Below are 22349 nucleotides of genomic sequence, written 5' to 3' on the forward strand. Positions count from 1 at the left end.
AGACGGAGGCGTCGTACCCGGATCAGGCGTCGTGCTGCCCGAAGACGGAGGCGTCGTACCCGGATCAGGCGTCGTGCTGCCCGAAGACGGAGGCGTCGTACCCGGATCAGGCGTCGTGCCCGGATCAGTCGTGCCACCCGAAGACGGAGGCGTCACCGGAGGATCAGTCCAAGTGGCATAGACACTGGCATCACCATCAATCGCCCTGACGAGATCGCCTTCTTTCAGGTCAGCAACCCCGCCATCAGTTGTGGACCAGCCTCTAGGTTTGCTTTTAGTCCCTTCACACTCCGCCGGATTCGTGCACCCAGTAATATAAAAGTGATTATAAGTCGAGTCAAGTTTGGCACCAGTATTAGGCGCGTCTAATCTTGGGATGTGACGTACCACTTCACCGTCATGGTTAATAACAGGCACATTTACACCATAAGCATCAAAATCAAGCCCAGCCCAACCATAATCAGGGTAACCGGCTGGCACTGCAACGGTAGCACCAGCAGGAAGATTCTTCGTGGAGGGCCTATAGTGCAACAAACGTGAATAAATCGTGACATAGGTACCCACGTAGGAATCACCTGGAGTCGGCGTATAAGCCCCCAATCGCTCTTCCAATTCATCGGGGTAATACCATTCCGGACTAACCTGCTCTGAATCTGTCCCCGGCACCTCAAGCTGTGCCCACGTATAAATCCTCCTATCGCTGCCCATTATCGGGTCATAAGGAAGCCCGAGTTTTGGAAGCCGCGTGTACTTACCTACGGTAAACTGTCGCAGATTAACACATTGCGAAAAAATGTCTTCCGTTGACGACTCATTACGAGTATCGAAATTACTGAGGTCAATATTGGTCAAAGACCTACAGTTTCTGAACATGTAACTGAAGTTTGTGACATTACTGGTATCCACAGAGTCGAAGCCAATGCTCTTCAAATTTGACCTGTTAGCAAACAACGATGAAGAGTTTTCGGGGAATTTGACTTTGTTAATGCCGGTGAAATCAATCTCGGTGACATCGTTGAGGCCAGGAAAAGCCTGGAACTTAGTCTTGTCCAGCATATTATTGACTGAGTTTGCCGTGACGGTAAGCTTCTCACAGCTGCCGGTGCCGTCGTCGGAGAGGACTCCGGTGACGTTCGTCCCCAAGTCTTTGGGGGTGGGGTCGCAAGTGGCCTGTGCGGAGGGCAGCTGCGGGGTGGCTGCAGATACCGCTTGGGTCGTATCGGGGGGTTGCTGCGAGCCCTGCGTGCTGTCGGCGTTGGAGAACGCCGGAACGGCCAGCATCGCCGCCGCAGCCAGCAACCCGATCGCCGCCTTCATTGATTTACGCATGATCCTGATTCTTCTTTCTAAAACGACACGTACACCACAGGCGACTGCTGCCACCTATGGCAAACATATTCAATATGTATTATATTACAATTTCGCAATACGGCAGGGCCGCTCATGCCTTGTGCCGCAAGGCCTAAGCGGTATTCAGCACATCCTGCCAGCCCTTCAGAGGACGGTATGTCCCAGTTCTATCGGGAACGGATAAAGCCAACGCAAAACCGCCTTACAACGTTTGACCGCCACTTGGAGTTGGATTCCGCACGTTTCCAAACATTGCGTCCAACGTTTACCACATAAAAGCCCAGATAATTCGACTGTCGAAATTAGTCGTTTGCAATAATAGATTTCAGTCGATAATATGTACCTTTTTATCGAGATATAATTATTTTTGTCTATCTGAATTTCACTACCAGCGTATTTTCCGATGCAAGAAAAATTGTTACCTTTCGAAGATAACCGCTCGAACGCAATATATATTCGAATAAATTTCCTTCCATCCGACTCAAGCAAGACTCCTTAAAAGCTGCAACTGTGATTAGCACGACAAAGCTGACCAACGTATTGGTTTTACGCTCACCGATACAGGACTTACCACTACACTGGGCGGTATGAGTGAACAAACTTCCTGGGTGAACCCTCTGCGCGACCCGCGAGACCTGCGGCTGCCACGCATTGCCGGCCCCTGTAGCCTGGTGATTTTCGGCGTCACCGGCGATTTGGCAAAAAAGAAACTGCTGCCGGCCATCTATGATCTGGCCAATCGCGGTCTGTTGCCCCCGAGCTTCGGACTGACCGGATTCGGCCGCCGTCCGTGGAGCAACGAAGAATTCGCCAACTTCGTCAAGGAATGCGTGAAGGCCCGCTGCCGCACGCCGTTCCGCGAATCGACCTGGACGAACCTCGCCAAAGGCATGCGCTTTGTGCAAGGCACGTTTGACGACAAGGCGGCGTTCGAGCGCCTGAGCCAGACGGTGCAGGAACTCGACCGCGACCGCGGTACCCGCGGCAACCACGCCTTCTATATGTCCGTGCCGCCGAGCGCCTTCCCCATCGTCTCCAAACAGCTCGCCGATTCCGGCCTCGCCAAATCGAGCGACAACGCCTGGCGCCGAGTCATCATCGAGAAGCCGTTCGGCCACGATCTGAAGAGCGCAAAAGAACTCGACCGCGTGGTCTCCGAGGTCTTTGACCCGAGTTCGGTCTTCCGCATCGACCATTACCTCGGCAAGGAAACCGTGCAGAACATGCTGGCGCTGCGTTTTGCCAACTCCATGTTCGAGCCGATCTGGAACGCCAACTACGTCGACCATGTGCAGATCACGATGGCCGAGGACATCGGCATCGGTGGCCGCGCCGGCTATTACGACGGCATCGGCGCCGCACGCGACGTAATACAAAATCATTTGTTGCAGCTGATGGCCTTGACCGCGATGGAGGAACCGGTGAGCTTCGCCGCCTCCGACCTGACCGCCGAAAAGACGAAGGTGCTTTCCGCCGTTCGTCTGCCCAAGAACCTCGGCGCCTACACCGCCCGTGGCCAGTACGCGGCGGGTTGGCAGGGTTCGCAGGAAGTGTGCGGATACCTCGACGAAAAGGGAATCGACAAGTCCAGCACCACCGAGACCTACGCCGCCATCACGCTTGACGTCGATACACGCCGGTGGGCCGGGGTGCCGTTCTATCTGCGCACTGGCAAGCGCCTCGGCAAGCGCGTCACGGAAATCGCCGTGGTCTTCAAGCGCGCGCCACATCTGCCCTTCGAGCAGACCGCCGTGCGCGAACTCGGCAACAATGCCATCGTCATCCGCGTGCAGCCCAACGAGGGCGTCACCATGCGCTTCGGCGCGAAGGTGCCGGGGGCCACGGCCATGGAGGTCCGCGACGTATCGATGGACTTCAGCTACGGCCGCAGCTTCACCGAAAACTCGCCCGAAGCCTACGAACGCTTGATTCTCGATGTGTTGCTTGGCGATCCGCCGCTGTTCCCAACCACCAAGGAAGTGGACCTGAGCTGGCAGATTCTCGACCCGATCGAGGAATACTGGTCCACGCTCGGCCAGCCGCAGCCCTACCGCGCCGGCACTTGGGGGCCGAAGGAAGCCGACGAAATGCTCGCTCGTGATGGACGCCATTGGAGGATGCCATGATCATCAAAATGCCCGATACCCAGACCAACGCCATCGCGCGCAAGATCGAGGAACTTCATCAGGAGCGCGGCGAGGCCGGCAACGACCGCGTACTTACACTCATCATCTCGACAGACGAGAGCGAGCTCGAGAATGCGCTGAAAATCGCCAATTCCGCAGGACGCGAGCACCCTTGCCGCGTCATCGCCATTGTGCCGAATACCCGCGAAACCGCATGCCCCGTACCCAAACCTGGCGAAGAAAAGCCGGAAGCCTGCATCGATATCGATCCGGGCGAGGACGAAACCGATCTTGACGCACAGGTTCGCTTCGGTGCGGACGCAGGCGCGGGCGAGGTCATCATTCTGCGCCCCCGTCGCGGACTGTGCCAGCACACCGACACCCTCGTGATGCCGCTGCTCGTGCCGGATGCGCCGGTCGTCACCTGGTGGCCGACAAATCCGCCGGCAAACCCCTCGAAGGACCTGCTTGGTGCAATGGCCGGAATTCGTATTACAGATGCACTGCGTTCCGACGACCCTGACAAGACCTTTGACACGCTTCGTGCCAATTGGGAACCCAGGGATGTCGATTTCTCGTGGACGCGCGTGACGATTTGGCGCGCGATGATCGCCACGACCCTTGACCAGCCGCCGCATCTGCCGATCGAAAGCGTCAAAGTTTGCGGCCAGCCCGATTATCTGCCGCTGAAGCTACTCGCGGCCTGGTTGGAGCTAAAGCTCAACGCACCGGTCGAGCTGGGTTACGTCACCGGCACCGAGGCCATTACCGGCGTGTATCTCAAGCGTTCCGACGGCGTGATTTCGCTGGAACGTCCGGATTTGCGCGAGGCCGTCATCAGCCAGCCTGGCCAGGCACCTCAGAGCGTCGCCATGCCGTTGCGTACGCTTGAGGACTGCCTGAGCGAGGAACTGCGCCGCACCGATCCCGACGAGGTCTATGCCGACGTCATCCGCAAGGGCTGGGATATGGTCCAAGGCTGAAATAGCGCCAATCGAGCTGAATCATCGGAATGTCGCAAATCCATTTAACAGGGTTTGCGACATTTTGATTATCCCCTTGCATTAACCAGTAATCAAAATGTCATTGCGCAAACCGACCAGCTAAATGCCGCTTTTCACCGGTGATAAAAATACTTAATAAATAAAAATGACATGTACAGCCGCTATTTGCCACTGAGATTCGGATGAATTAACGCAGATATCCGATTGTTTTCCCGATAAACTATGTAGCAGACAACAAACAAGGAGCCAAGATGGCTAATCGAAAATTGGAAGTATACAAAGATGCGCAAACCGTGGCTCAAGCGGCAGCGCAGCGCACGTTGCTGGCCATTCTTGATGGACTGAGCGAGTGCGGCGGCAACGGAAACGCTGAGACAAAACAGGTTCGTCGCGAACGCTACGACGTGGCACTGACCGGCGGCTCCGATATCCTGCGAGCGCTGACCTATATGGCTTCCAACCCGCTGGTTGACGCCATCGATTGGAGCCGCGTCCACTTCTGGTGGGGCGACGACCGGTTTGTGGCCGCAACCGACGAGGACCGCAGCTCGTGGCAGGCGCGCGAACGCTTCCTTAATGCGTTGGTCGACGACGGGCGATTGCCGGAAAGCAACATCCACGAGATGGCCGTGGATACCCGTACACCCGAACAGGTCGCTGCTGCCAGCGACGACGAAAACGATGAACTGCTTGCCAAAGCTGCTGCCGATTACGAAGCCAAACTCAAACGCGGACTCGGCGACGAACCGACAATGGATCTGCTGATTCTCGGCATGGGCCCCGACGGACACTTCGCCTCGCTTTTCCCTGGCCATAAACAAATCAAGGTAAGTGACCCGGCACGTTTGGCCGTAGGCGTTTCGCACTCCCCCAAGATGCCGCCGCTGCGTATCTCGATGACGGCTCCGATGCTCGCCCGCACCCGCCGCACCTGGATGCTCACTTGTGGTGCCGGCAAGGCCGATGCCACCGCCCACGTCTTCGCGCAGGCCGACAACCCCGCCTATCCCGCCAGCTTCGCTACGGGTACCGACGAGTTCGTCTGGTTCACTACACCTGATGCGGTGGCCGAGCTCTAAAATTTCAATGGGCGAGCGGATGGGCAGATGCTTGGTATCGACGAATCGAAATCAGATGAGTTCATGCCAAGCATTCAAAGACATTAATTAATAAATAAATAAATAAAAGTACTGTCTGATAAAAAATCAGCATGAAAACCATTGGGTGCAGAAAAATCATGTAGCAAATACATAAAAATTCACCTTTTATACGTTTGTGCCTCTGCTCCATTTAGGGAACAGAGGCACAAACGTTATTTACCGACTAAGCCAAATTGACCAGCTAAATCAACTAACCGAACAATCGGTCAGCCTTGAAAATCAGACGACCGCAATCAGTCGGACATCTTTTCTTCCGGACGACCGGGCTCGGCCCACAGGGTGTGGAAGGCACCGGGCTCGTCGACACGCTTGTAGGTGTGAGCACCAAAGAGGTCGCGCTGGGCCTGGATGAGGGTGGCAGGCAGGCGCTTGGAGCGCATGCCATCGTAGTAGGAAAGCGAAGTCGAGAAGACCGGCGCAGGAATGCCACAGCTTGCAGCCTTGGCAACAACGCGACGCCAGGAATCCTGGGCCTTTTCGATAGCGCTCTTGAAGTACGGCGCAAAGAGCAGCGAGACGTCGGCCTCGCCGGACTCGAACGCATCGGAGACGACGTTGAGGAACTGGGCACGAATGATGCAGCCGCCGCGCCAGATGCGCGCAACCGCAGCCAGATCAATCTTCCAGTCGTACTGCTTGGCACCATCGTTAATCTCGTTGAAGCCCTGTGCGTACGCGACGATCTTCGAAGCATAGAGCGCCTGGCGGATGTCTTCAATGAAGGCCTTGCGCTCGTCGTCGTTCGCGAAGGAAATCTTGCCGTCAGGGCCAGCCATGTTCTGCTTGGCAGCGCCTTCACGCAGCGCGGTCTGATCCGAAAGGCCACGCGCAAACACGCCTTCGGCGATGGCGGTGACAGGGGTTCCGAGCTCGAGGGCGGTCTGAACCGTCCAGGTTCCGGTGCCCTTCATGCCAGCCTGATCAACGATGACATCAACCAGCGGCTTGCCGGTCTTCTTGTCTTTTTGATGCAGCAGGTCGGCGGTAATCTCAATCAAGTAGGAATTGAGTTCGGTCTTGTCCCACTCCTCGAACACATCACCGATCTCGTCGGGGGTCATGCCCAGTCCACGACGCATGAGGTCATAGCTTTCGGCGATGAGCTGCATGTCGGCATATTCAATGCCGTTGTGGACCATCTTGACGAAGTGGCCGGCACCGTTTTCACCGATGTGGGTGACGCAGGGCTCGCCCTCCGCCTTTGCGGCGATGGACTTCAGGATCGGGCCGAGGGTCTTCCAGGACTCATCGGTGCCGCCGGGCATCATGGACGGGCCGTTCAGCGCGCCCTCTTCGCCGCCGGAAACGCCGCAGCCAACGAAGTGCAGGCCGCGAGCGCGGATTTCCTTCTCGCGACGAATGGTGTCCTTGAAGTAGGAGTTGCCGCCGTCGACGATGATGTCGCCCGGATCCATAGCGTCCGCGAGCGCCTGAATCATGGCGTCGGTCGGAGCGCCGGCCTTGACCATGATGATGGCCGTACGCGGCTTGGTGAGCGCTGCGACGAACTCGTCGATGGTCTTGGTGGGCACGAATTTGCCTTCCGTACCGTGATCGGCCATGAGCTTTGCGGTGCGCTCATAGTGACGATTGTAAAGCGCCACGGTGTTGCCGTGATGTGCAAGGTTCCTTGCAAGGTTGGAACCCATAGCCGCCAGTCCGACGACTCCAATATTTGCTGTAGCTTCCGCCATTGTTCGCCTTTCAATTTGACATTTCTTCGACGGAAACGGGCGACCGATATATCTTTCCCGATCCCTTTTATTCCGCCTAAGTTCTTTCCAGTCCGGAACTTCGCTGGAGCTCGGACATATCCCTTTCAGTCTATATCCAACTGCGCATACTTGCGTCCAGAAAACGTGGAATGCCCCACATTCCTAGCGTCCGCGTCCTGCAAATTCCGGCAACATACACCGAAATCTATTCGACGAACATCGCACGCAGCTTGGTGACCTCGTCCTTTTTCATTCCGTTGCGCAGGCAATACTGCTCGACGGAGCCATATTCGTCCTTGATATTGGCGAGAACGCCGCGCATCAGTTCCGGCGGCGAGGCCAGCATGGCGGTCTGCGCGGCGGTGATCTGGCCCACGCCCTTTTCGTCGTCGGTCAGGCCCTTCATCACGGATTTCTTGAACGCGGCACCGAGGTTCGCCCCGGATTGCGCATAGCAGGAAACGACCATGTCGTCGCTTACGCCGAGCAGGCTCATCAGAATGCCGGCGGTGATGCCCGTGCGGTCCTTGCCGGCGGTGCAATGAATCAGCATCGGGTGGCCGTCGTCCTGCAGCAGCTTGCGCAGGATGAGGACGATCTGCTCGGCCGAACCGAAAACGATATCGTGATACATTTCGGCCATATCGACGCCCTTGGCCATCTCCTTCATGCCGCCCTGCTCGGTCATGGTCGTCTTCAAAAGCGGAACGCGGTCGACGTGGATATCGTCGGGAAGCGTGTAGGGCCATTGCTCGACTTCGAGCGGATCGCGCAGATCCACGACTTCCTTGATATTGAGCCGATGCAGGTCGTCAATGCCGTGTTCGCCCAAGAAATTGAGGCCGGCCGTGCGGAAGAAAAGCCCGTCGCGCAACTTGTGGCCGCCCTGCGTCGGGTAGCCGCCGATGCCGCGGGAATTGGGGACGCCATCGATTTCGACGCCGGCGCCATCGCCAGCCGGTCGATAATCAAGATAGCTCATGTCTTCGGAAATGTCGCCTTTAATATCGGACGAATCACCTTCATCGTTTGCCTTGTTTTTCGCCGAAGTCACCATAACTAGCCTTCCTTTGCGTGCCTTGCTGCAACAACCGTGCCGCATCATGAACCAACTCAGTCTATGCGCTATCACCCAATCGACTTGCATAATGCCACAATGTGGATTAAACGACATCAAATCGTAACGTATTAGATACCGTACCGACCGATATTCGAGATTTAATCATATAATTCGATTCGTCACAAATAATGATATGAAATGTAATATAATATGCACTATTTACCGATATTTATATATGCGTCCACACTATAGTCACTTTTCTTCCACCCCTCGGAAATTCTTTACTATTCCCAATAACGCGTTCCACAAGAACAAGCAACATGTGCCCATTCCACACAATGGGTTCCGGTTTCACGCTGATGGGCTTCACATTCGGGCCGATTGGCGCATTGCTGCCGGAGATGTTCCCGACCAACGCACTATACGAGCTCGGCCATCGCCTACAACGTCAGCTCCATTCTGAGTGCGGCCTTAGCTCCGATCATCGCGACCGCGCTGTGGAGCGCCGCTGGCGGCAGCACCTGGATGGTCGGCGTCTACCTCGCCGTTTCCGCCGTGCTGACGTTCATCTCCCTGGCCCTGACCAAAGAGACCAAGGATGTGGACGTCGACAACGACATCAAATAGGAAACCGCCACAGAGGCTTCCGACATTTAATAGAAACCGATAACGAATGGCCGATTAGCCGATCCAAGAATAACGAGAAGGTGCGCAGCATATATCAATGCCACGCACCTTTTGTTATCGGTTAATTACTGAAGTTTCTGCCCCAGCTCTGGAGGCTTCATGAACATCGTCATATACCACGGCAAATCAATGACGGACTCGTTCTTTTCTTCGCGCTTCACATTGCTGTTACAAAGCACCAAACCGGAGTCAAGCTTCCATTCTTTGCCAGCGAGCAATTTATCGAGTGCGGCATGAGCGGTGAAGTCCTTTCCGGATTTCGCCTCGATCGGTATGATGTCGCCACCACGTTGCATCAGAAAATCTACTTCACCGATCTTCGCCTTACCGAAATAGAAAAGATCGAAACCATTTGCCGTCAATTCTTGCGCGACGAAATTCTCAAGCGAACTGCCCCAATTTACCCCTAGATTGCCCTGCAGAATCTCGAATGCCGTCGATCCGGCACTGGCCGCGCTCAACAACCCGGCATCGCATAGAAACACTTTCATCAAACTATGCTTTTCGTTGAGTTTGAGCGGATAAATGGGCTCGGAAACGTTCCGGCACGGAAGCACGACGCCCACATCGGCCAGCCACATGAAATCGCTGGCATAACGTTCCATACGCGCGGTTTTCGACAAATCCGCCAAGACGAAACGCTTGTTTTTCTTATTAAGCTGCGAAGGTACGGCGTCAAAAATCGATTTGATATGCATGCGGCCAGCACTGGTATCGGCGTATTTGCCGATATCCTGACGATACAACGACAAAATATCACGCTGCACATTAATCACTGCCGTCACATCGTTCGTTTCAACAAACGCACAAACCGCCGCAGGCATGCCACCAACGACCATATAGTAAGGAAAAAGCGACATCAGACGCTGGTGAATGACTTTCGCCACCGGCCGCGATTCTTTGAATGCACCCTCGGCCTCATCTATGACCGATTGCTGAATCCCGTTCGCCCAATAGAACTCCTGCAGCGTCAACGGATACATCGTCAAATGCTCCTCGTAACCGACCGGGTACGAAGGCACTTCCTTATACGAGACCCCCAGCAATGAGCCCGATTCGATGTAGTCGAAGCGACCATCAGATGGCCGTTCGCGCACGCGGGCACTCCTGAATCTCATCGAGGAAAATCAGCGTCTCGCCGGGGATGAATGGCTTATCCGAGTAGACCGACAGGTTGGCAATAAGGGTATCTGCATTAAGATCTCCCTCAAAAACGGTTTTGGCGCTGGGAGTCTCAATGAAATTGATTTCCAGAAAGACCTGGTAGTTCGCTTTCGCGAATTGCCGAACAAGATAGGTCTTGCCCACCTGCCGAGCGCCATCAATCAGCAACGCACGACGCTGTGGGTTATTACGCCATTGGCCCAAGCGCCTTTCCGCCAATCGTTGCAACATCAATGTTTCACCCCTATCTTGCGACGTTTTTTGCATTTGCCGATGGTCACTTTGCGACGTTTTATGAATTTCAACCAAGGTGTTTTGCGACGTTTTATACAAAATAGAGAAGCTTTTTCTTCCTATAAAACAAAGTTGCCGATCTCGCCCTAGCAGCAAGATCGGCAACCAAACATTATTGGAACATGATTACGGCTATCCCTTAACAGCTCCGGCCAGCACACCCTTGATGATGTACTTCTGGCAGAAGAGGTAGAAGATCACGATGGGGATGATCGCCAAAATCAGGCAGGCCATCATGGCTCCCATATCTATTGAGCCATAACCACCCTTGAGATATTGAATGGCGATGGAAATGGTCTTGTACTTGCGCATGTCCAAGGTCAAATAGGGAAGCAAGAAGTCGTTCCATATCCACATGGCTTCGAGAATCGCTACGGAGACGATCGACGGACGCATGATCGGTACGACGATCTGGAAGAAGATACGCGGTACTGAAGCGCCGTCGATCATGGCTGATTCCTCAAGCTCTTCGGGAATGCCTTTTACGGTGCCGGTGAAAATAAACACCGCAAGACCGGCCCCGAAGCCGAGGTAGACGATCCACAAGCCCCAAGGCGTGTTCAGCCCGATCATGTCGGCCAACTTGGAAAGCGTGAACATGACCATCTGGAACGGCACGATCATATTGAACAGGAAGAGCATATACAACGCCTTCGCCACCCAATTGTTGACGCGGACGATCCACCAGGCGCACATCGAGGTGCAGATGAGAATAAGGATGACGGAACCGACGGTAACCACCACGGTCCAGCCGAAACTGGCAAACAGATCGGTCTGCTCGACGCCGCGCCGGTAGTTGTCCAACCCAACGAACATCTTGCCGCGCGGAATCGCGAACGTGTCGTGCGAGATGTAGGCCTTCTGCTTGAACGAATTGATCAGCACCAATACGATGGGGAAAATCCAAACCAACGATACGAGGGTGAAAAACACCGTCCAAATCCATGGATGTTTGACTTTGTCACTCATGCTGCGATCTCCCTACTTGTGGTAAGCCGGTTCTGTATGACAGCGATAATGGCCACGATGATGAAGAAGATGACCGCCTTGGCCTGGCCGACGCCCTCGAACCCAGCGCGCCCGTAGAAGGTGCGGTAGATGTTCAGGGCCAGCAGTTCAGACTTGTTGGACGGGGCACCATTGGTCAACGCCAAGTTCTGATCGAACATCTTGAAGCCATTGGTGATGGTGAGGAAGGTGCAGACGGTAATCGACGGCATCATCAACGGCAAGGTGACATCGAACAACGTCTGACGACCGTTCGCACCATCAACGTGCGCGGCCTCGATCACGTCGCCGGGAAGCGCCTGCAAACCGGCGATGTAAATGATCATCATGTAGCCAATCTGCTGCCAGCAGTAAAGCATGACCATGCCCCAGAAACCGTAGGTGCCAGAGTAGGTGATCGACCTACCCCACTTGGCCAGTATGCCGTTCAACAGCAGCAGCCAGACATAGCCCAGGATGATGCCACCGATGAGATTAGGCATGAAGAAGATCGAGCGGAAAATCGTCGCGCCGTGAATTGCTTTGGTGAGCATATATGCCACCGAAAATGCGATAATGTTGACAATCAGCGTGGTGATAATGGTGAAAGCGATCGTGTACCACATGGCGTGCCAAAACTCCGGGTCGCTCAACGCCTTGGAATAGTTCGAGAAGCCGATGAACTTCGCATCGGTGACGGTGCTGAACTTGCACAGACTCAGATAGATACCCATAACGAAGGGCACTACAAAGCCGATGATAAAAGCAGCAAACGTAGGAAGCGCAAACAACGCCCACCACCTGCGGATGCTTTTACCCGCCATTGAAATCATTGCAACCTCCTAGATTTGCTATTTGTTTACATAGCAAGAATGACGGCAGGCCATTGAAGCAGGAGACTTCCATCTTTTCGTCTCGTCCAACAGTCTCGACAACCTGCCGTCCATAGGCCCAGATCAGTGGGTCGACTTGTACTCCTTGGCCCAGCCGTCGACGAACGCGCTGGTCACCTTGGCCCAGTTGCCGGTGCCTTGGGCATATTCAAGCATCGCGTTGCCGAGGGATTGCGCCCACTGCTGGCTGGGAAGCGGATAAATCACCGTGTCGTAATCGCCGGCCTTGGCATAGGCGTCATTGGCTCGCTGAATCGGATTCTTGGTCTTGTATCCGGCCTTGGCATAGGACTTGAACGGCGTTTCAAAGCCCATGTCATCGGTGAAGATCTTACGGGCCTTATCGTTCTTCAGCACGTAGTCGAGGAACTGGCGAGTGGCCTTCTTGTCCTTGGCCGAGGAGTTCTTATTGACCGCGAAGTACAGGAAGCTGACCGTCAAGCCTTGCTTCTCCTCGCCGGGAACGCCCATGTAAATGGGAAGCACACCCATGTCCTTGTCCGGAACCTGCTGGTCTTTGATCTGCGAATAGCCCCAAGAGCCGTTCTGGAGGAAGACCGCATCGCCCAAGGAGAACTCAGAGTTGGAGTCATCCATGGTCGCGCTGGAAAGCCGGCTCGGCGGGGTGGTGGAATCCTTCAGATAGAGGTCGAAGATGTTCTTGAAATTCGGCATATACTTGCCGGTCATTGTGGCCGGTTCCGATGTCGTCTTCATGTCACGATATTCGTAATACACCGGAATGTGGGCCAGCTGATCACCGAAACGCTTGATGGAGCTGGAATCGAAGCCTGCGGAGCTGAACGCGCCCTTGACTCCGATATCGCCCTTATGGTTCTGAATCTCGTCGGCCACCGTCTTCAAAGCCTCGAAATTATTGATCTTGTCGACGGACTTGATCGTTGACCACTTGGCGTCGAAATACTTCTTAAGCAGCGCCTTGTTGTAGATGATGCCGTAACGCTCCTGGACATATGGCACCGCGCCGATCTTCTGACCATCTTTCAATGCGTATTCCTGATGGTTCAGGTCCTTGTACATGTTGGTGTCGGACATGTCATCGTAATAGCTGGTCCAATCCAAGAAATTGTTGTTGTCGACATCGAACAACGTCGGCGCCTCGGATTTGGCGAGCTCACTTTTCAGTGTCTGCTGGCCGTTGTCGAACGAAGCGGCAGTGACATCGAAACCGATGCCCGTGTCCTTGGTGAATTCCTTGCCCAACTGCTTGAACTGGTCAAGCTGCTCGGGTTTGCCGCTCAGGAAGTAGACATGCCCTTTGTCCGAGCTCGCGCCCGAACTTGACGATGACCCGCATCCTGCAAACGTGCCGACGCACATCGCCGCCGCGGCCGCGAGCGCCACTGCCTTCATTACCTTTTTCATTTTTCCTCCGATATGTCTAACTGCATTGTTAACAACACTCAATAGGAAGTCCACGCTATTGTGCGCGAGGCTTTGGCGGGCTCTATCCCACCAAGCAATACAATATTTTCGGCTTCATGCTCCAGCCATGAGGACTTCGGCATCCTTCCCGGCCGGAGCTTTACACCATTTCGTTTATAAAGCGTTACCGTTTGTTGCCGTCACCCCTCCTTAATTCCTCGAGCGATGGAGATATTCGCCAAATGCACAGTGCCGTCGGTGACGAACATGCTCAACGAATCACCATGGTGGCAATACATGCGCGCGTTCAAGGCAACACCATTGACGTAAAGTGTCGCGATCGTGTCATCAACAACGACTTGGATATGGTATTTTTTGCCCGCTTCAAGGCCGATCGGGCGTTCAAGCCCGATATTCATGACATTGAACCATTCGTAATTGGGGCTTCCCTCGAAAATGAAACGGTTCTCGTCGACCTTGAAGTCGAATTGATAGCTGCGTCCGGTCTCTTCGTTTTCGAAAAGACGAAGACCGAACTGGCGCGTGCCCGGCTCAAAACTGACGTCCGCTTCAAAAGAGAAGAGATCGCCGCAGTCGCGGGCCAAAACCTTGTTGACACGCTTATAGGGAGCGACGATGTCCGTGCCAGCGATCGGTTCGCGCCGATTAAACGCGGCCCACAACGTATCAACCGGTCGGCAGCCCAAGGTGCCGTCCTCGCGTTGATAGACCTCATGGGGAACGAAGGTGCCGCCCCACTCGTAGTTTTTGGCATCGTCGTTGTTTTCCTTAGTTCCGACCCAGCCGAAGAGGACGCGCTTCCCGTTGGTTTCGAACGTACGACCAGCGTAATAGCCGCTGCCGTCGAAAGCGTCATCCGCAGGCTTGATCCATGGCCCTTCAAGGCTTTTGGCCATGCGATAGACCATGCCGTGCTTGTCGCTGTATTCGGTGACGATGTGATACCACCAGTCGCCCATTTTGAACAGGTCCGGCATTTCATGCATCGTAAAGAGGTCAGGCGCCCAGAAATCGCCTTCGAACTTCCAGTTCTTCAGGTCTTTGGAAGTGAACTTGACGGTACGCCCGGTCTGCCGAGATTTCGGGCCTATCTTGCGAGCTCCGAGAATCAGCAGATATTGATTATGCTCATCGTCGCGGATCACCCACGGGTCACGCCAATCGTCAGGGTCATATCCGTCCTGCGGAACAAACGTCAGCTTGTCCTCGGTTTTCTTCCAGTGGTACAGGTCATCGCTCACGGCATGCATCAGCACCTGCGAAGGTTTGCCTTGCGCCTGAAAATCGCGGTTGTAGCCAGTATAGAAGGCGTGGTACTGGCCTTCGCCCTCGAAAACGCTTCCGGCATAGATGAACTGGTCCTGCGCGGCGTCGTCTCCACGCGGGATGGCTGTGCCGCAATCCTTGTAATGGACGAAATCCTTCGTCGTGGCTAGAGACCAACCGAAAGGCTCACCAAAGGGGCCTGGATTGCGTGTATCGCGTTGATGGAAAAGGAAGAAACGGTCGCCTTTGCCGAATGGCATGCAATCGCCAAACCATGTGCCGGGGAATTGATAGTACAGCTTCATACCGAACCTTTCCGCGCCACCAGCCTTGGTGATACGCCTCAATGAAGTGCGAGATTTACTGCAAATCTCTTGTCTTGTTTATATTTAATCGCTTAAGCATTTAAGCGATTAATCAATATGATAGCACGTATGAATTACTTGTCAAACTCGATTACCGGCAACGCCGAAAGGCAAGAATTACCGCCGATTTTGCGCTATGGAATCCCTGATGACCGCCGGGCAAGCAACCTTCAATATGGCTTTGCAAGACCTTGCGGGACGTTCCGGTCCGCCAACACCATCCGATTGACGAACATCGGGACGAGCCGCATCGTTCGTTCCGGCGACGCCGGCATCTTCTTCGCCGCCGGAAACGCCATCGTCGCGTTCAAGAAGCATGCGGACACCCAGCTTGCCCAAATCGTATTGCGGCAAGCCGACCGTGGTCAATGCCGGATGAAGATGGGCTGAGATGACCTCCTGGTTGTCGAAACCGACCAAAGAAATGTCGTCGGGGACGTGCAGCCCTCGTTCGTGCAACGCATCGTAGAGACCCATGGCAAGACGATCGTTATGGCAGAACGCCGCTGTGGCATGGGTTGCGAGCAAAGCATCGGCAGCGCCGTATCCACCTTCCTGGTCCGCATACGCGCTGATGACCAATGAAGGGTCGAAGTCAATCCCCGCCGCCTGCAAGGCATCGCGATATCCCGCGAGGCGCCCCACCGAATCCGGCTTCGAGTTTGGGTGTTTGAGGTAGGCGATGCGACGGTGACCGGCTTTCAGCAACAGTTCCGTCGCCTCGCGGCCGCCTTGGCGCTCGTCCGGCACCACCGCGCGAAAATCGTGGGCTTTGTCAAAACAGTTCACCAAAACGGTGTTGTCCGGCGAAAAACCCTTCAACGGAGTGATTTCCTGATGGATCCAGCTCGAATAGATAATGCCCTCGACCTGGTGCTCCATCATGAAATCAAATGCCGAACGCTCGATGGATTCTTTGCCGCCAGTGTCGACTATCAACAGAATCTTATTGTGGCGCCATGCCTCATCCTGTGCACCACGAATCACTTGACCTGCGAAAGGAGAAGTCGCCACATCATCGCTGATGAAGCCGATAAGCGACGACGACCCTTGCGCCAACCCCTTGGCCAACGCATTAGGATGGTAACCGAGCTTTTCCGCGACCTTACGAACTTTCTTCCGTGTCGCTTCGGGAATGCGAACGTCGCGCTTGTCATTTACGGCCCACGACACCGTGGCTGTGGAGACGCCTGCGGCCTTGGCCACATCCTGCAGCGTTACTTTTCCCATAATTTCAAACACACCCGCCCACGTCGGTTCCCGTCACATTCGCAACAAACAACCTATTAAAACGAAAACGGCGACACGCCGCCTTCCGTGCGCATCAAGAATATAACAGCGTCTCTAAAAGTCATCAATCTGCCTTTTGGTCAATTTTACGCTGCTTCAAATCATCGGATCGGACATATTTGGCAAACACCCGTTCCAACAACGGGATATGGACCATGACCATCGAACCATAGCCGAAGACAATGAGCAGAAACTCGCCTTGCGGCATATAGAACCAAGAAGCGACGACGAGACCGATGAACACCACGTCGATTGCCAAGAGACCAAGCGTGTAGCCAATATAAGCGACGCCAAACACAAATGCGTTCTTCAACGTCGTCAGGAAAGAGTTCTCGAAACGCGCTTGAAGCGCCCAAACCCATTCGAAGCCAATCGCCCAGATAATGGTGAGCGCAAATTTCGGGATGAGCAACGGCGTTATTTGCAATACAATCCAGCTATAGGCAAGCGCTGCACCGGTCAGACCGAAGACGAGCCAGAGCTCGGTGGCACGCACGAAATTGCTTTTGAACGCCTTGAAATAGTTGGCCGTCGCATGTCCCTCGCCGATCAGGACGCGACGGCTTGCGTCATGCCCGGCGGCAAGGGCGGCACCGATGGTGACGATCGGAATCGAAGTAAGAAGCATGAGAATGTTAATCCATACGGCATCGGTCAGATCGGACAGCCCCCGCATAAACCGCGAATCCGGCGACAAGAACCCCATCGCACATCTCCTTTGTCATTTGAATTGTACTGATTGCAAAGATAAACGAACGCCGTGCCCGGCCTAAGCTCAAAGCTACAATCTCACCCCGTATAACCCATTACAAACTCAACCACAAACGGCAAACCGGAAGGCTGAAACCGTCACGAAACGCGCTTTGTCGAATGGCGTACCACTAGCGAGGCCTTCAGCGAGGTATAGCGCTCTTCGACTTTCTCCCCCTTCATCAACTTCAACAGTTTCTCCGCAGCCAATTTCGAGGTGGCCAGCGGGTCTTGATGTAATGTGGTCAAATCCATCAGATCGGCGCAATCCATATCGTCAAAGCCGATAACGGAAAAATCGTCGGGGACGCTTACCCCAACCTCGTAGAAACCGTGGATCAGGCCCATTGCCAGATAATCGGTTGCGGCGCATATCGCCGTCGGCTTTTTCGGACTGGAAAGAATCGAAGAGACATATTGGGTGATGACCGACTGGGTACCGATGTTGTCGCGCGTGATATCGTCACGCGTAAAAACGTCGATGTTGTCATCGCCATAACCAAGCTGCTTGGCCGCGTCAAGGAAATATTCGCATCTTGTCCGTGAACTGATGAAGAATCGGTCGCTCAACAGATCACCGACGTAGGCGATGGACTTATGTCCCAAGCGCTGCAGAAGCTGAACGGCGCTATACATGGCCGATTTGTTATCCAGCATTACCGCTGCGTCAAAGACATCCGGCGAATTCGAATCGATGGCGACCGTGGGGACGTGCAACCCCCTGAGGATCGTGAGCTGGTGCTCGGTGAAGGGGAAAGAGGTAAGTACAAGACCGTCGAGATTTCCGTTGTCGGGCAGCTCTTCGATAAACGCATCGAGCTCGTCCTTGGTCCTTGTGACATAAGGAATCAGATCATATCCAGATCCGTAAAGCCCGGTATACAGGCCTTCCATGCATTCCGACGTGTACCAGGTGTTGAGGTCGTTGTAGGTCAGGTAGACCACCCGCATCGTCTTGCCCGACGCCAGCGACGAGGCGCTGCGCGAAAGCGAGAAATGAAGCTGACGAGCTGCGGACCGAATACGCTGGGAGGTGTCGGACTTCACCTGCCCCGTCTCGCGCAGCGCACGTGAAACCGTGGATACGGAGACCCCGGCCTTATCAGCCACATCCTGCAACGTTGCCATAAAACGCCTTCCTCAAACACACATAGAGCAGCGCGCAACAATGCCGCGTACCCCAAACCCGTATGTAACGATAAAATAAACACCTTTATACTACTCAACCATAACATGGTGGTGGTCAAAAGCCCCCACGAATGACAGCGTTTTCTGAAAACGCTTCGAACATTCGTCAGAAACTGAAAAAATTTCACCAAATTGTTGTTTTTTTGTCATTTTTTGACAAAATTTTACGAAATACCGCATAATTGATTTGGCTATCCAAAATACAAGCGCTATCATTAACAATGTCACAAAGCTTACATATTACATGGGAGCTTCACGGTGACGATTTAAAAATGCCGTCGTCAACAGCGATGTGAGTACTAGAGATACCTACATTGCAGAAGTGAGTGGGCAGCTCATGGGTTGCTCAGTTACATGGAGGTAACAGTGAAGATGAAACAATTTGGCTCGTGGACCAAGGCTTTGGGGATCGCCTGTGTGCTAGCGCTGTCAGTGGGAACACTCGGCGCTTGCGGATCATCAAGCAGCTCATCGAAAGATGATGCCAATGGCCGCGTCTATTACCTGAACAAAAAGGCCGAAGAGCAGAAGTCCTGGGTGAAGCTCGGCCAGGAGTTCTCGAAGGAAACCGGCATCCCGGTTCAGATTCAGACCGGTGGCCAGGATTATGATTCCACCCTTAAGAGCGAGATGGCCAAGAAACAGGCTCCGACCATGTTCCAGGCCGATGGCCCCAGCTTCATGAACGGCTGGGCCGATTACGCCATCGATATGTCGGACTCGGAAGTCTACAAGCAGCTCAATGACAACACCAAGAACAAGGCGCTGAAGAATTCGCAAGGCAAGCCGATCGCCATTCCGTACGCCGTGGAAAGCTACGGCATCATTTACAACAAGGCGCTTCTGAAGAAGTACTTCGACGCTCCTTGGTCAACCGTCAAGTCGATTGACAATCTCAACAACTTCAAGGCGCTGAAGACCGCCGCCGACGAAATCCAGGCCCACAAGGCCGATCTCGGCGTTAAGGGCGCGTTCTCTTCCGCCGGTATGGACACATCCTCCGCGTTCCGTTACGACTACCATATGGCCACCCTTCCGGTGTTCTATGAAGCCGAAAAGGAAAACAAGGACATCACCAAGACCCCGTCCTCGCTCAAGGGCACGTATGTCAACGACATGAAGAACATCTACGATCTCTATATCAAGGATGCCACTATCGCCCCCAGCGCCATCTCCGGCAAGACCATGGATGATTCCAGCGCCGAATTCGCCACCGGCCAGTCCGTGTTCTATCAGAACGGCGTCTGGAGCTACACCCAGATCAAGGGCCAGTCCGTCCAGGACGCCGACATGGGCGTGCTGCCGATCTATATGGGCATCCCCGGCGAGGAAGACCACGGCCTGACTCAGGTCATCAGCAACTACTGGTGCATCAACTCGAAGGTCTCCAAGAAGGATCAGGAAGCCACCCAGAAGTTCCTGAAGTGGCTCATCACCTCCGACAAGTCCCGTACCACCATTTCCAAGGACATGGGTCTGGTCACGCCGTTCAAGACGTTCGAGGACGCAAAGTATCAGACCACCAATCCGCTGGTTCTCGACAACCTTGCCTACCAGAAGGCCGGCAAGAAGGACACCGTGCTCGTTCCCGATCCCTCCCACCAGTGGGAAGACGACCTGAAGGCCGCGCTGCTCAACTACGCTCAGGGAAGCGGAAGCTGGGACGCTGTGCAAAAGGTCTACACCGAAAACTGGGCCAAGGAATACAAGCTCACGTATAACAACTAACAGTTGCTCCATGGGCCAGCGGCTACGGGTCGCTGGCCCATTTCGAATCCCGTATCGTCTGATTTACGAATAGGTTTATGATGATTACAATGACTGGGCGCGCCATTCGCCGTTGGTGGCCGCTGTTTGTTTTCCCAACGTTAGCCGCTTTTCTTATGGGCTTCATTGTCCCACTGATTTCCGGCATCTATTTAAGTTTCACAAAATTCACCACCATCACCGACGCCGTGTGGGTCGGTTTTGACAACTACCGCAAGGCGTTCCAGGACAATGAATTCGCCCATGCGTTTGTCTACACCCTAGAGTTCACAATTGTCACAACCCTGCTTATCAACATCGCGGCGTTCTTCGTCGCCTACATGTTCACCAAGGCGATGGCCGGTGCCAAGCTCTTCAGGTCGATCTTCTTCATGCCCAACCTCATCGGCGGCATCGTGCTCGGCTATATCTGGCAGCTGCTGCTCAACGGCGTTCTGGCACATTGGAACATCTCCCTGACCTACAATTCCAAATACGGGTTCTGGGGCATGGTCATCCTGGTCTGCTGGCAGCAGATCGGATACATGATGGTCATCTACATCGCCGGCCTGCAGAATGTGCCCACCGACCTGATCGAGGCGGCAGAAGTCGACGGCGCCTCCCCGAGGCAGGTGCTCTTCCACATCACGCTGCCGATGATGATGCCCAGCATCACTGTCTGCTCGTTCCTCACCGTCACCAACGGCTTCAAGATGTTTGATCAGAACCTCGCGCTGACCAACGGCGCGCCTTCCAACACCTCGGAGTTGCTGGCACTCAATATCTACCGCACGTTCTACAGCCGCCCCGGCTTTGAAGGCGTAGGCCAGGCCAAGGCCGTGGTGTTCCTGATCCTGGTCTCGATCATCGCCATTCTCCAGAACTGGCTGACCACAAGCAAGGAGACACAAGCATGAACCAGAAAATCAAGCATGGTCCGTTCTGGACCACTTTGTTCGCCATCATTTCGCTGGCCTGGATCTTCCCGATCATCCTGGTGCTGGTCAACTCCTTCAAGCAGAAGGTCTTCATCTCCACCGACACGTTCAAACTCCCTACCGGGAAGATGAACGCAGGGTTCAGCAACTACACGGACGGCATCGCGAAGACCAGCTTCTTCTCCAGCTTCCTGTGGTCGCTGATCATCACCCTGGGAACGGTTGCGTTCATCCTCATCTGCACTTCGATGTGCGCATGGTGGATCGTGCGCGTCAACACCTGGTTCGCCAAGTTCATCTATGTGTTCTTCCTGCTCGACATGATCGTCCCGTTCCAGATGGTGATGTATCCGCTCTCCAAACTGGCCGATATGTTCAACATGAACACCCCTTGGGGCCTGTGGTTCATCTACCTGGGCTTCGGCGCAGGCCTGCCGGTCTTCATTTTCACCGGCGTGGTCAAGTCGATTCCGCAGGAAGTCGAAGAGGCGGCGATGATCGATGGTGCCAGCACGCTGCGCACCTTCTTCACCATCGTGGTTCCGATGATGAAGCCGACCATCATCTCCGTGGCCATTCTTGAGACCATGTGGGTCTGGAACGACTACCTGCTGCCATATCTGACACTGGATATGCAGCGCTTCAAGACCATCCCGATCACGATTCAGTATCTGCGCGGCGGGTACGGAACCGTGGATATGGGCGCCATGATGGCCTGCCTCGTGCTGGCGATCATCCCCATCATGATCTTCTACGTGCTCTGCCAGAAGTACATCATCGGCGGCATCGCCGCTGGTGCCGTGAAGGGCTGATCCACAAGGATTCTTAAGGATTCCCCAATACAAATCCCGTATGCGTTTGAAGGCGCATACGGGATTTTTCAATGGCACTGAACGCCAACGGGATGATTGGAATGGACGGACCCCAGCCCGAAACGTTGAGTATAGCCCCTTATAACC

General features: G+C 54.4%; 19 protein-coding genes. 7 read left to right on the top strand and 12 right to left on the bottom strand.

Annotated elements, in window-relative coordinates; all coding sequences use genetic code 11:
• The coding region (locus tag PT275_RS07040) for a BspA family leucine-rich repeat surface protein (RefSeq protein ID WP_277153690.1) at positions 1-1329 on the bottom strand (1329 nt) is incomplete at its 3' end.
• Between the two features lie 608 nt (positions 1330-1937).
• Here PT275_RS07040 and zwf point away from each other — a divergent pair.
• The 3 genes from zwf (at position 1938) to pgl (ending at position 5559) form a co-directional block, all read left to right on the top strand.
• The gene (gene zwf, locus PT275_RS07045) at positions 1938-3476 is read left to right on the top strand and encodes a glucose-6-phosphate dehydrogenase (protein ID WP_277153691.1); all 1539 of its coding nucleotides are present in this window, start codon (positions 1938-1940) and stop codon (positions 3474-3476) included.
• Positions 3473-4459 (top strand): glucose-6-phosphate dehydrogenase assembly protein OpcA, encoded by a 987-nt coding sequence (locus tag PT275_RS07050; protein ID WP_277153692.1) that lies wholly within the window; start codon positions 3473-3475, stop codon positions 4457-4459. The genes zwf and PT275_RS07050 overlap by 4 nt, the downstream gene beginning before the upstream one ends.
• Positions 4460-4731: 272 nt before the next feature.
• Positions 4732-5559, top strand: a complete 828-nt coding sequence (gene pgl / locus PT275_RS07055) for a 6-phosphogluconolactonase (RefSeq protein WP_277153693.1) — start codon at positions 4732-4734, stop codon at positions 5557-5559.
• A 314-nt stretch (positions 5560-5873) separates the two neighbouring features.
• Here the strand turns inward: pgl and gndA are convergent, their stop codons facing one another.
• Both gndA and PT275_RS07065 read right to left on the bottom strand, forming a co-directional pair.
• Complete coding sequence (gene gndA / locus PT275_RS07060) at positions 5874-7334, bottom strand: NADP-dependent phosphogluconate dehydrogenase (protein ID WP_277153694.1); 1461 nt, start codon at positions 7332-7334, stop codon at positions 5874-5876.
• A 226-nt stretch (positions 7335-7560) separates the two neighbouring features.
• The gene (locus tag PT275_RS07065) at positions 7561-8412 is read right to left on the bottom strand and encodes a tyrosine-protein phosphatase (RefSeq protein WP_277153695.1); all 852 of its coding nucleotides are present in this window, start codon (positions 8410-8412) and stop codon (positions 7561-7563) included.
• Between the two features lie 384 nt (positions 8413-8796).
• Here PT275_RS07065 and PT275_RS07070 point away from each other — a divergent pair, with 384 nt between their 5' ends.
• Entirely contained in the window at positions 8797-9042 is a 246-nt protein-coding gene (locus PT275_RS07070) for a hypothetical protein (RefSeq protein WP_277153696.1), read from the top strand.
• A gap of 125 nt (positions 9043-9167) precedes the next feature.
• On the opposite strand, the gene PT275_RS07075 is transcribed toward PT275_RS07070, so the two are convergent.
• The 9 genes from PT275_RS07075 to PT275_RS07115 all read right to left on the bottom strand — a co-directional run bounded on the left by PT275_RS07075 (position 9168) and on the right by PT275_RS07115 (position 18646).
• A complete protein-coding gene (locus PT275_RS07075; RefSeq protein ID WP_277153697.1) occupies positions 9168-10220 on the bottom strand; it encodes a DUF4143 domain-containing protein in 1053 nt (350 codons plus the stop codon).
• A complete protein-coding gene (locus PT275_RS07080) occupies positions 10180-10497 on the bottom strand; it encodes an AAA family ATPase (RefSeq protein WP_277153698.1) in 318 nt (105 codons plus the stop codon). Before PT275_RS07080 ends, PT275_RS07075 begins: the two co-directional genes overlap by 41 nt.
• Before the next feature lie 195 nt (positions 10498-10692).
• Positions 10693-11529 carry a carbohydrate ABC transporter permease gene (locus PT275_RS07085; protein ID WP_277153699.1) on the bottom strand — a complete coding sequence of 279 codons (837 nt, stop codon included), beginning with the start codon at positions 11527-11529 and terminating at the stop codon, positions 10693-10695.
• Positions 11526-12380 (bottom strand): sugar ABC transporter permease, encoded by an 855-nt coding sequence (locus PT275_RS07090; protein WP_277153700.1) that lies wholly within the window; start codon positions 12378-12380, stop codon positions 11526-11528. Before PT275_RS07090 ends, PT275_RS07085 begins: the two co-directional genes overlap by 4 nt.
• Before the next feature lie 123 nt (positions 12381-12503).
• Positions 12504-13826: an ABC transporter substrate-binding protein gene (locus PT275_RS07095; protein ID WP_277153701.1), complete on the bottom strand. Its 1323-nt coding sequence runs from the start codon at positions 13824-13826 to the stop codon at positions 12504-12506.
• A gap of 200 nt (positions 13827-14026) precedes the next feature.
• Positions 14027-15418, bottom strand: coding sequence for a glycoside hydrolase family 32 protein (locus PT275_RS07100; protein WP_277153702.1), 1392 nt, complete (start codon positions 15416-15418; stop codon positions 14027-14029).
• A gap of 177 nt (positions 15419-15595) precedes the next feature.
• Positions 15596-16708, bottom strand: coding sequence for a LacI family DNA-binding transcriptional regulator (locus PT275_RS07105; RefSeq protein ID WP_277153703.1), 1113 nt, complete (start codon positions 16706-16708; stop codon positions 15596-15598).
• Between the two features lie 124 nt (positions 16709-16832).
• On the bottom strand, positions 16833-17474 hold the full coding sequence (locus PT275_RS07110) for a YesL family protein (protein WP_277153704.1): 642 nt from the start codon (positions 17472-17474) through the stop codon (positions 16833-16835).
• 143 nt (positions 17475-17617) lie between these two features.
• Positions 17618-18646, bottom strand: coding sequence for a LacI family DNA-binding transcriptional regulator (locus tag PT275_RS07115; protein WP_277153705.1), 1029 nt, complete (start codon positions 18644-18646; stop codon positions 17618-17620).
• Between the two features lie 432 nt (positions 18647-19078).
• Here PT275_RS07115 and PT275_RS07120 point away from each other — a divergent pair, with 432 nt between their 5' ends.
• The 3 genes from PT275_RS07120 (at position 19079) to PT275_RS07130 (ending at position 22202) form a co-directional block, all read left to right on the top strand.
• Entirely contained in the window at positions 19079-20434 is a 1356-nt protein-coding gene (locus PT275_RS07120; protein WP_277153875.1) for an ABC transporter substrate-binding protein, read from the top strand.
• Positions 20435-20514: 80 nt separating this feature from the next.
• Entirely contained in the window at positions 20515-21369 is an 855-nt protein-coding gene (locus PT275_RS07125; protein WP_277153876.1) for a sugar ABC transporter permease, read from the top strand.
• Entirely contained in the window at positions 21366-22202 is an 837-nt protein-coding gene (locus tag PT275_RS07130; RefSeq protein WP_277153706.1) for a carbohydrate ABC transporter permease, read from the top strand. The genes PT275_RS07125 and PT275_RS07130 overlap by 4 nt, the downstream gene beginning before the upstream one ends.
• Positions 22203-22349: the final 147 nt, after the last annotated feature.

The sequence above is a fragment of the Bifidobacterium sp. ESL0745 genome (genome assembly GCF_029433335.1).
Classification (GTDB): domain Bacteria; phylum Actinomycetota; class Actinomycetes; order Actinomycetales; family Bifidobacteriaceae; genus Bifidobacterium.

Excerpts from the sequence above, each read along its gene's own strand:
- zwf (WP_277153691.1), top strand. The coding sequence starts at position 1,938 with ATGAGTGAACAAACTTCCTGGGTGAACCCTCTGCGCGACCCGCGAGAC.
- PT275_RS07050 (WP_277153692.1), top strand. The coding sequence starts at position 3,473 with ATGATCATCAAAATGCCCGATACCCAGACCAACGCCATCGCGCGCAAG.
- pgl (WP_277153693.1), top strand. The coding sequence starts at position 4,732 with ATGGCTAATCGAAAATTGGAAGTATACAAAGATGCGCAAACCGTGGCT.
- gndA (WP_277153694.1), bottom strand. The coding sequence starts at position 7,334 with ATGGCGGAAGCTACAGCAAATATTGGAGTCGTCGGACTGGCGGCTATG.
- PT275_RS07065 (WP_277153695.1), bottom strand. The coding sequence starts at position 8,412 with ATGGTGACTTCGGCGAAAAACAAGGCAAACGATGAAGGTGATTCGTCC.
- PT275_RS07075 (WP_277153697.1), bottom strand. The coding sequence starts at position 10,220 with ATGAGATTCAGGAGTGCCCGCGTGCGCGAACGGCCATCTGATGGTCGC.
- PT275_RS07080 (WP_277153698.1), bottom strand. The coding sequence starts at position 10,497 with ATGTTGCAACGATTGGCGGAAAGGCGCTTGGGCCAATGGCGTAATAAC.
- PT275_RS07085 (WP_277153699.1), bottom strand. The coding sequence starts at position 11,529 with ATGAGTGACAAAGTCAAACATCCATGGATTTGGACGGTGTTTTTCACC.
- PT275_RS07090 (WP_277153700.1), bottom strand. The coding sequence starts at position 12,380 with ATGATTTCAATGGCGGGTAAAAGCATCCGCAGGTGGTGGGCGTTGTTT.
- PT275_RS07095 (WP_277153701.1), bottom strand. The coding sequence starts at position 13,826 with ATGAAAAAGGTAATGAAGGCAGTGGCGCTCGCGGCCGCGGCGGCGATG.
- PT275_RS07100 (WP_277153702.1), bottom strand. The coding sequence starts at position 15,418 with ATGAAGCTGTACTATCAATTCCCCGGCACATGGTTTGGCGATTGCATG.
- PT275_RS07105 (WP_277153703.1), bottom strand. The coding sequence starts at position 16,708 with ATGGGAAAAGTAACGCTGCAGGATGTGGCCAAGGCCGCAGGCGTCTCC.
- PT275_RS07110 (WP_277153704.1), bottom strand. The coding sequence starts at position 17,474 with ATGGGGTTCTTGTCGCCGGATTCGCGGTTTATGCGGGGGCTGTCCGAT.
- PT275_RS07115 (WP_277153705.1), bottom strand. The coding sequence starts at position 18,646 with ATGGCAACGTTGCAGGATGTGGCTGATAAGGCCGGGGTCTCCGTATCC.
- PT275_RS07120 (WP_277153875.1), top strand. The coding sequence starts at position 19,079 with ATGAAACAATTTGGCTCGTGGACCAAGGCTTTGGGGATCGCCTGTGTG.
- PT275_RS07125 (WP_277153876.1), top strand. The coding sequence starts at position 20,515 with ATGATTACAATGACTGGGCGCGCCATTCGCCGTTGGTGGCCGCTGTTT.
- PT275_RS07130 (WP_277153706.1), top strand. The coding sequence starts at position 21,366 with ATGAACCAGAAAATCAAGCATGGTCCGTTCTGGACCACTTTGTTCGCC.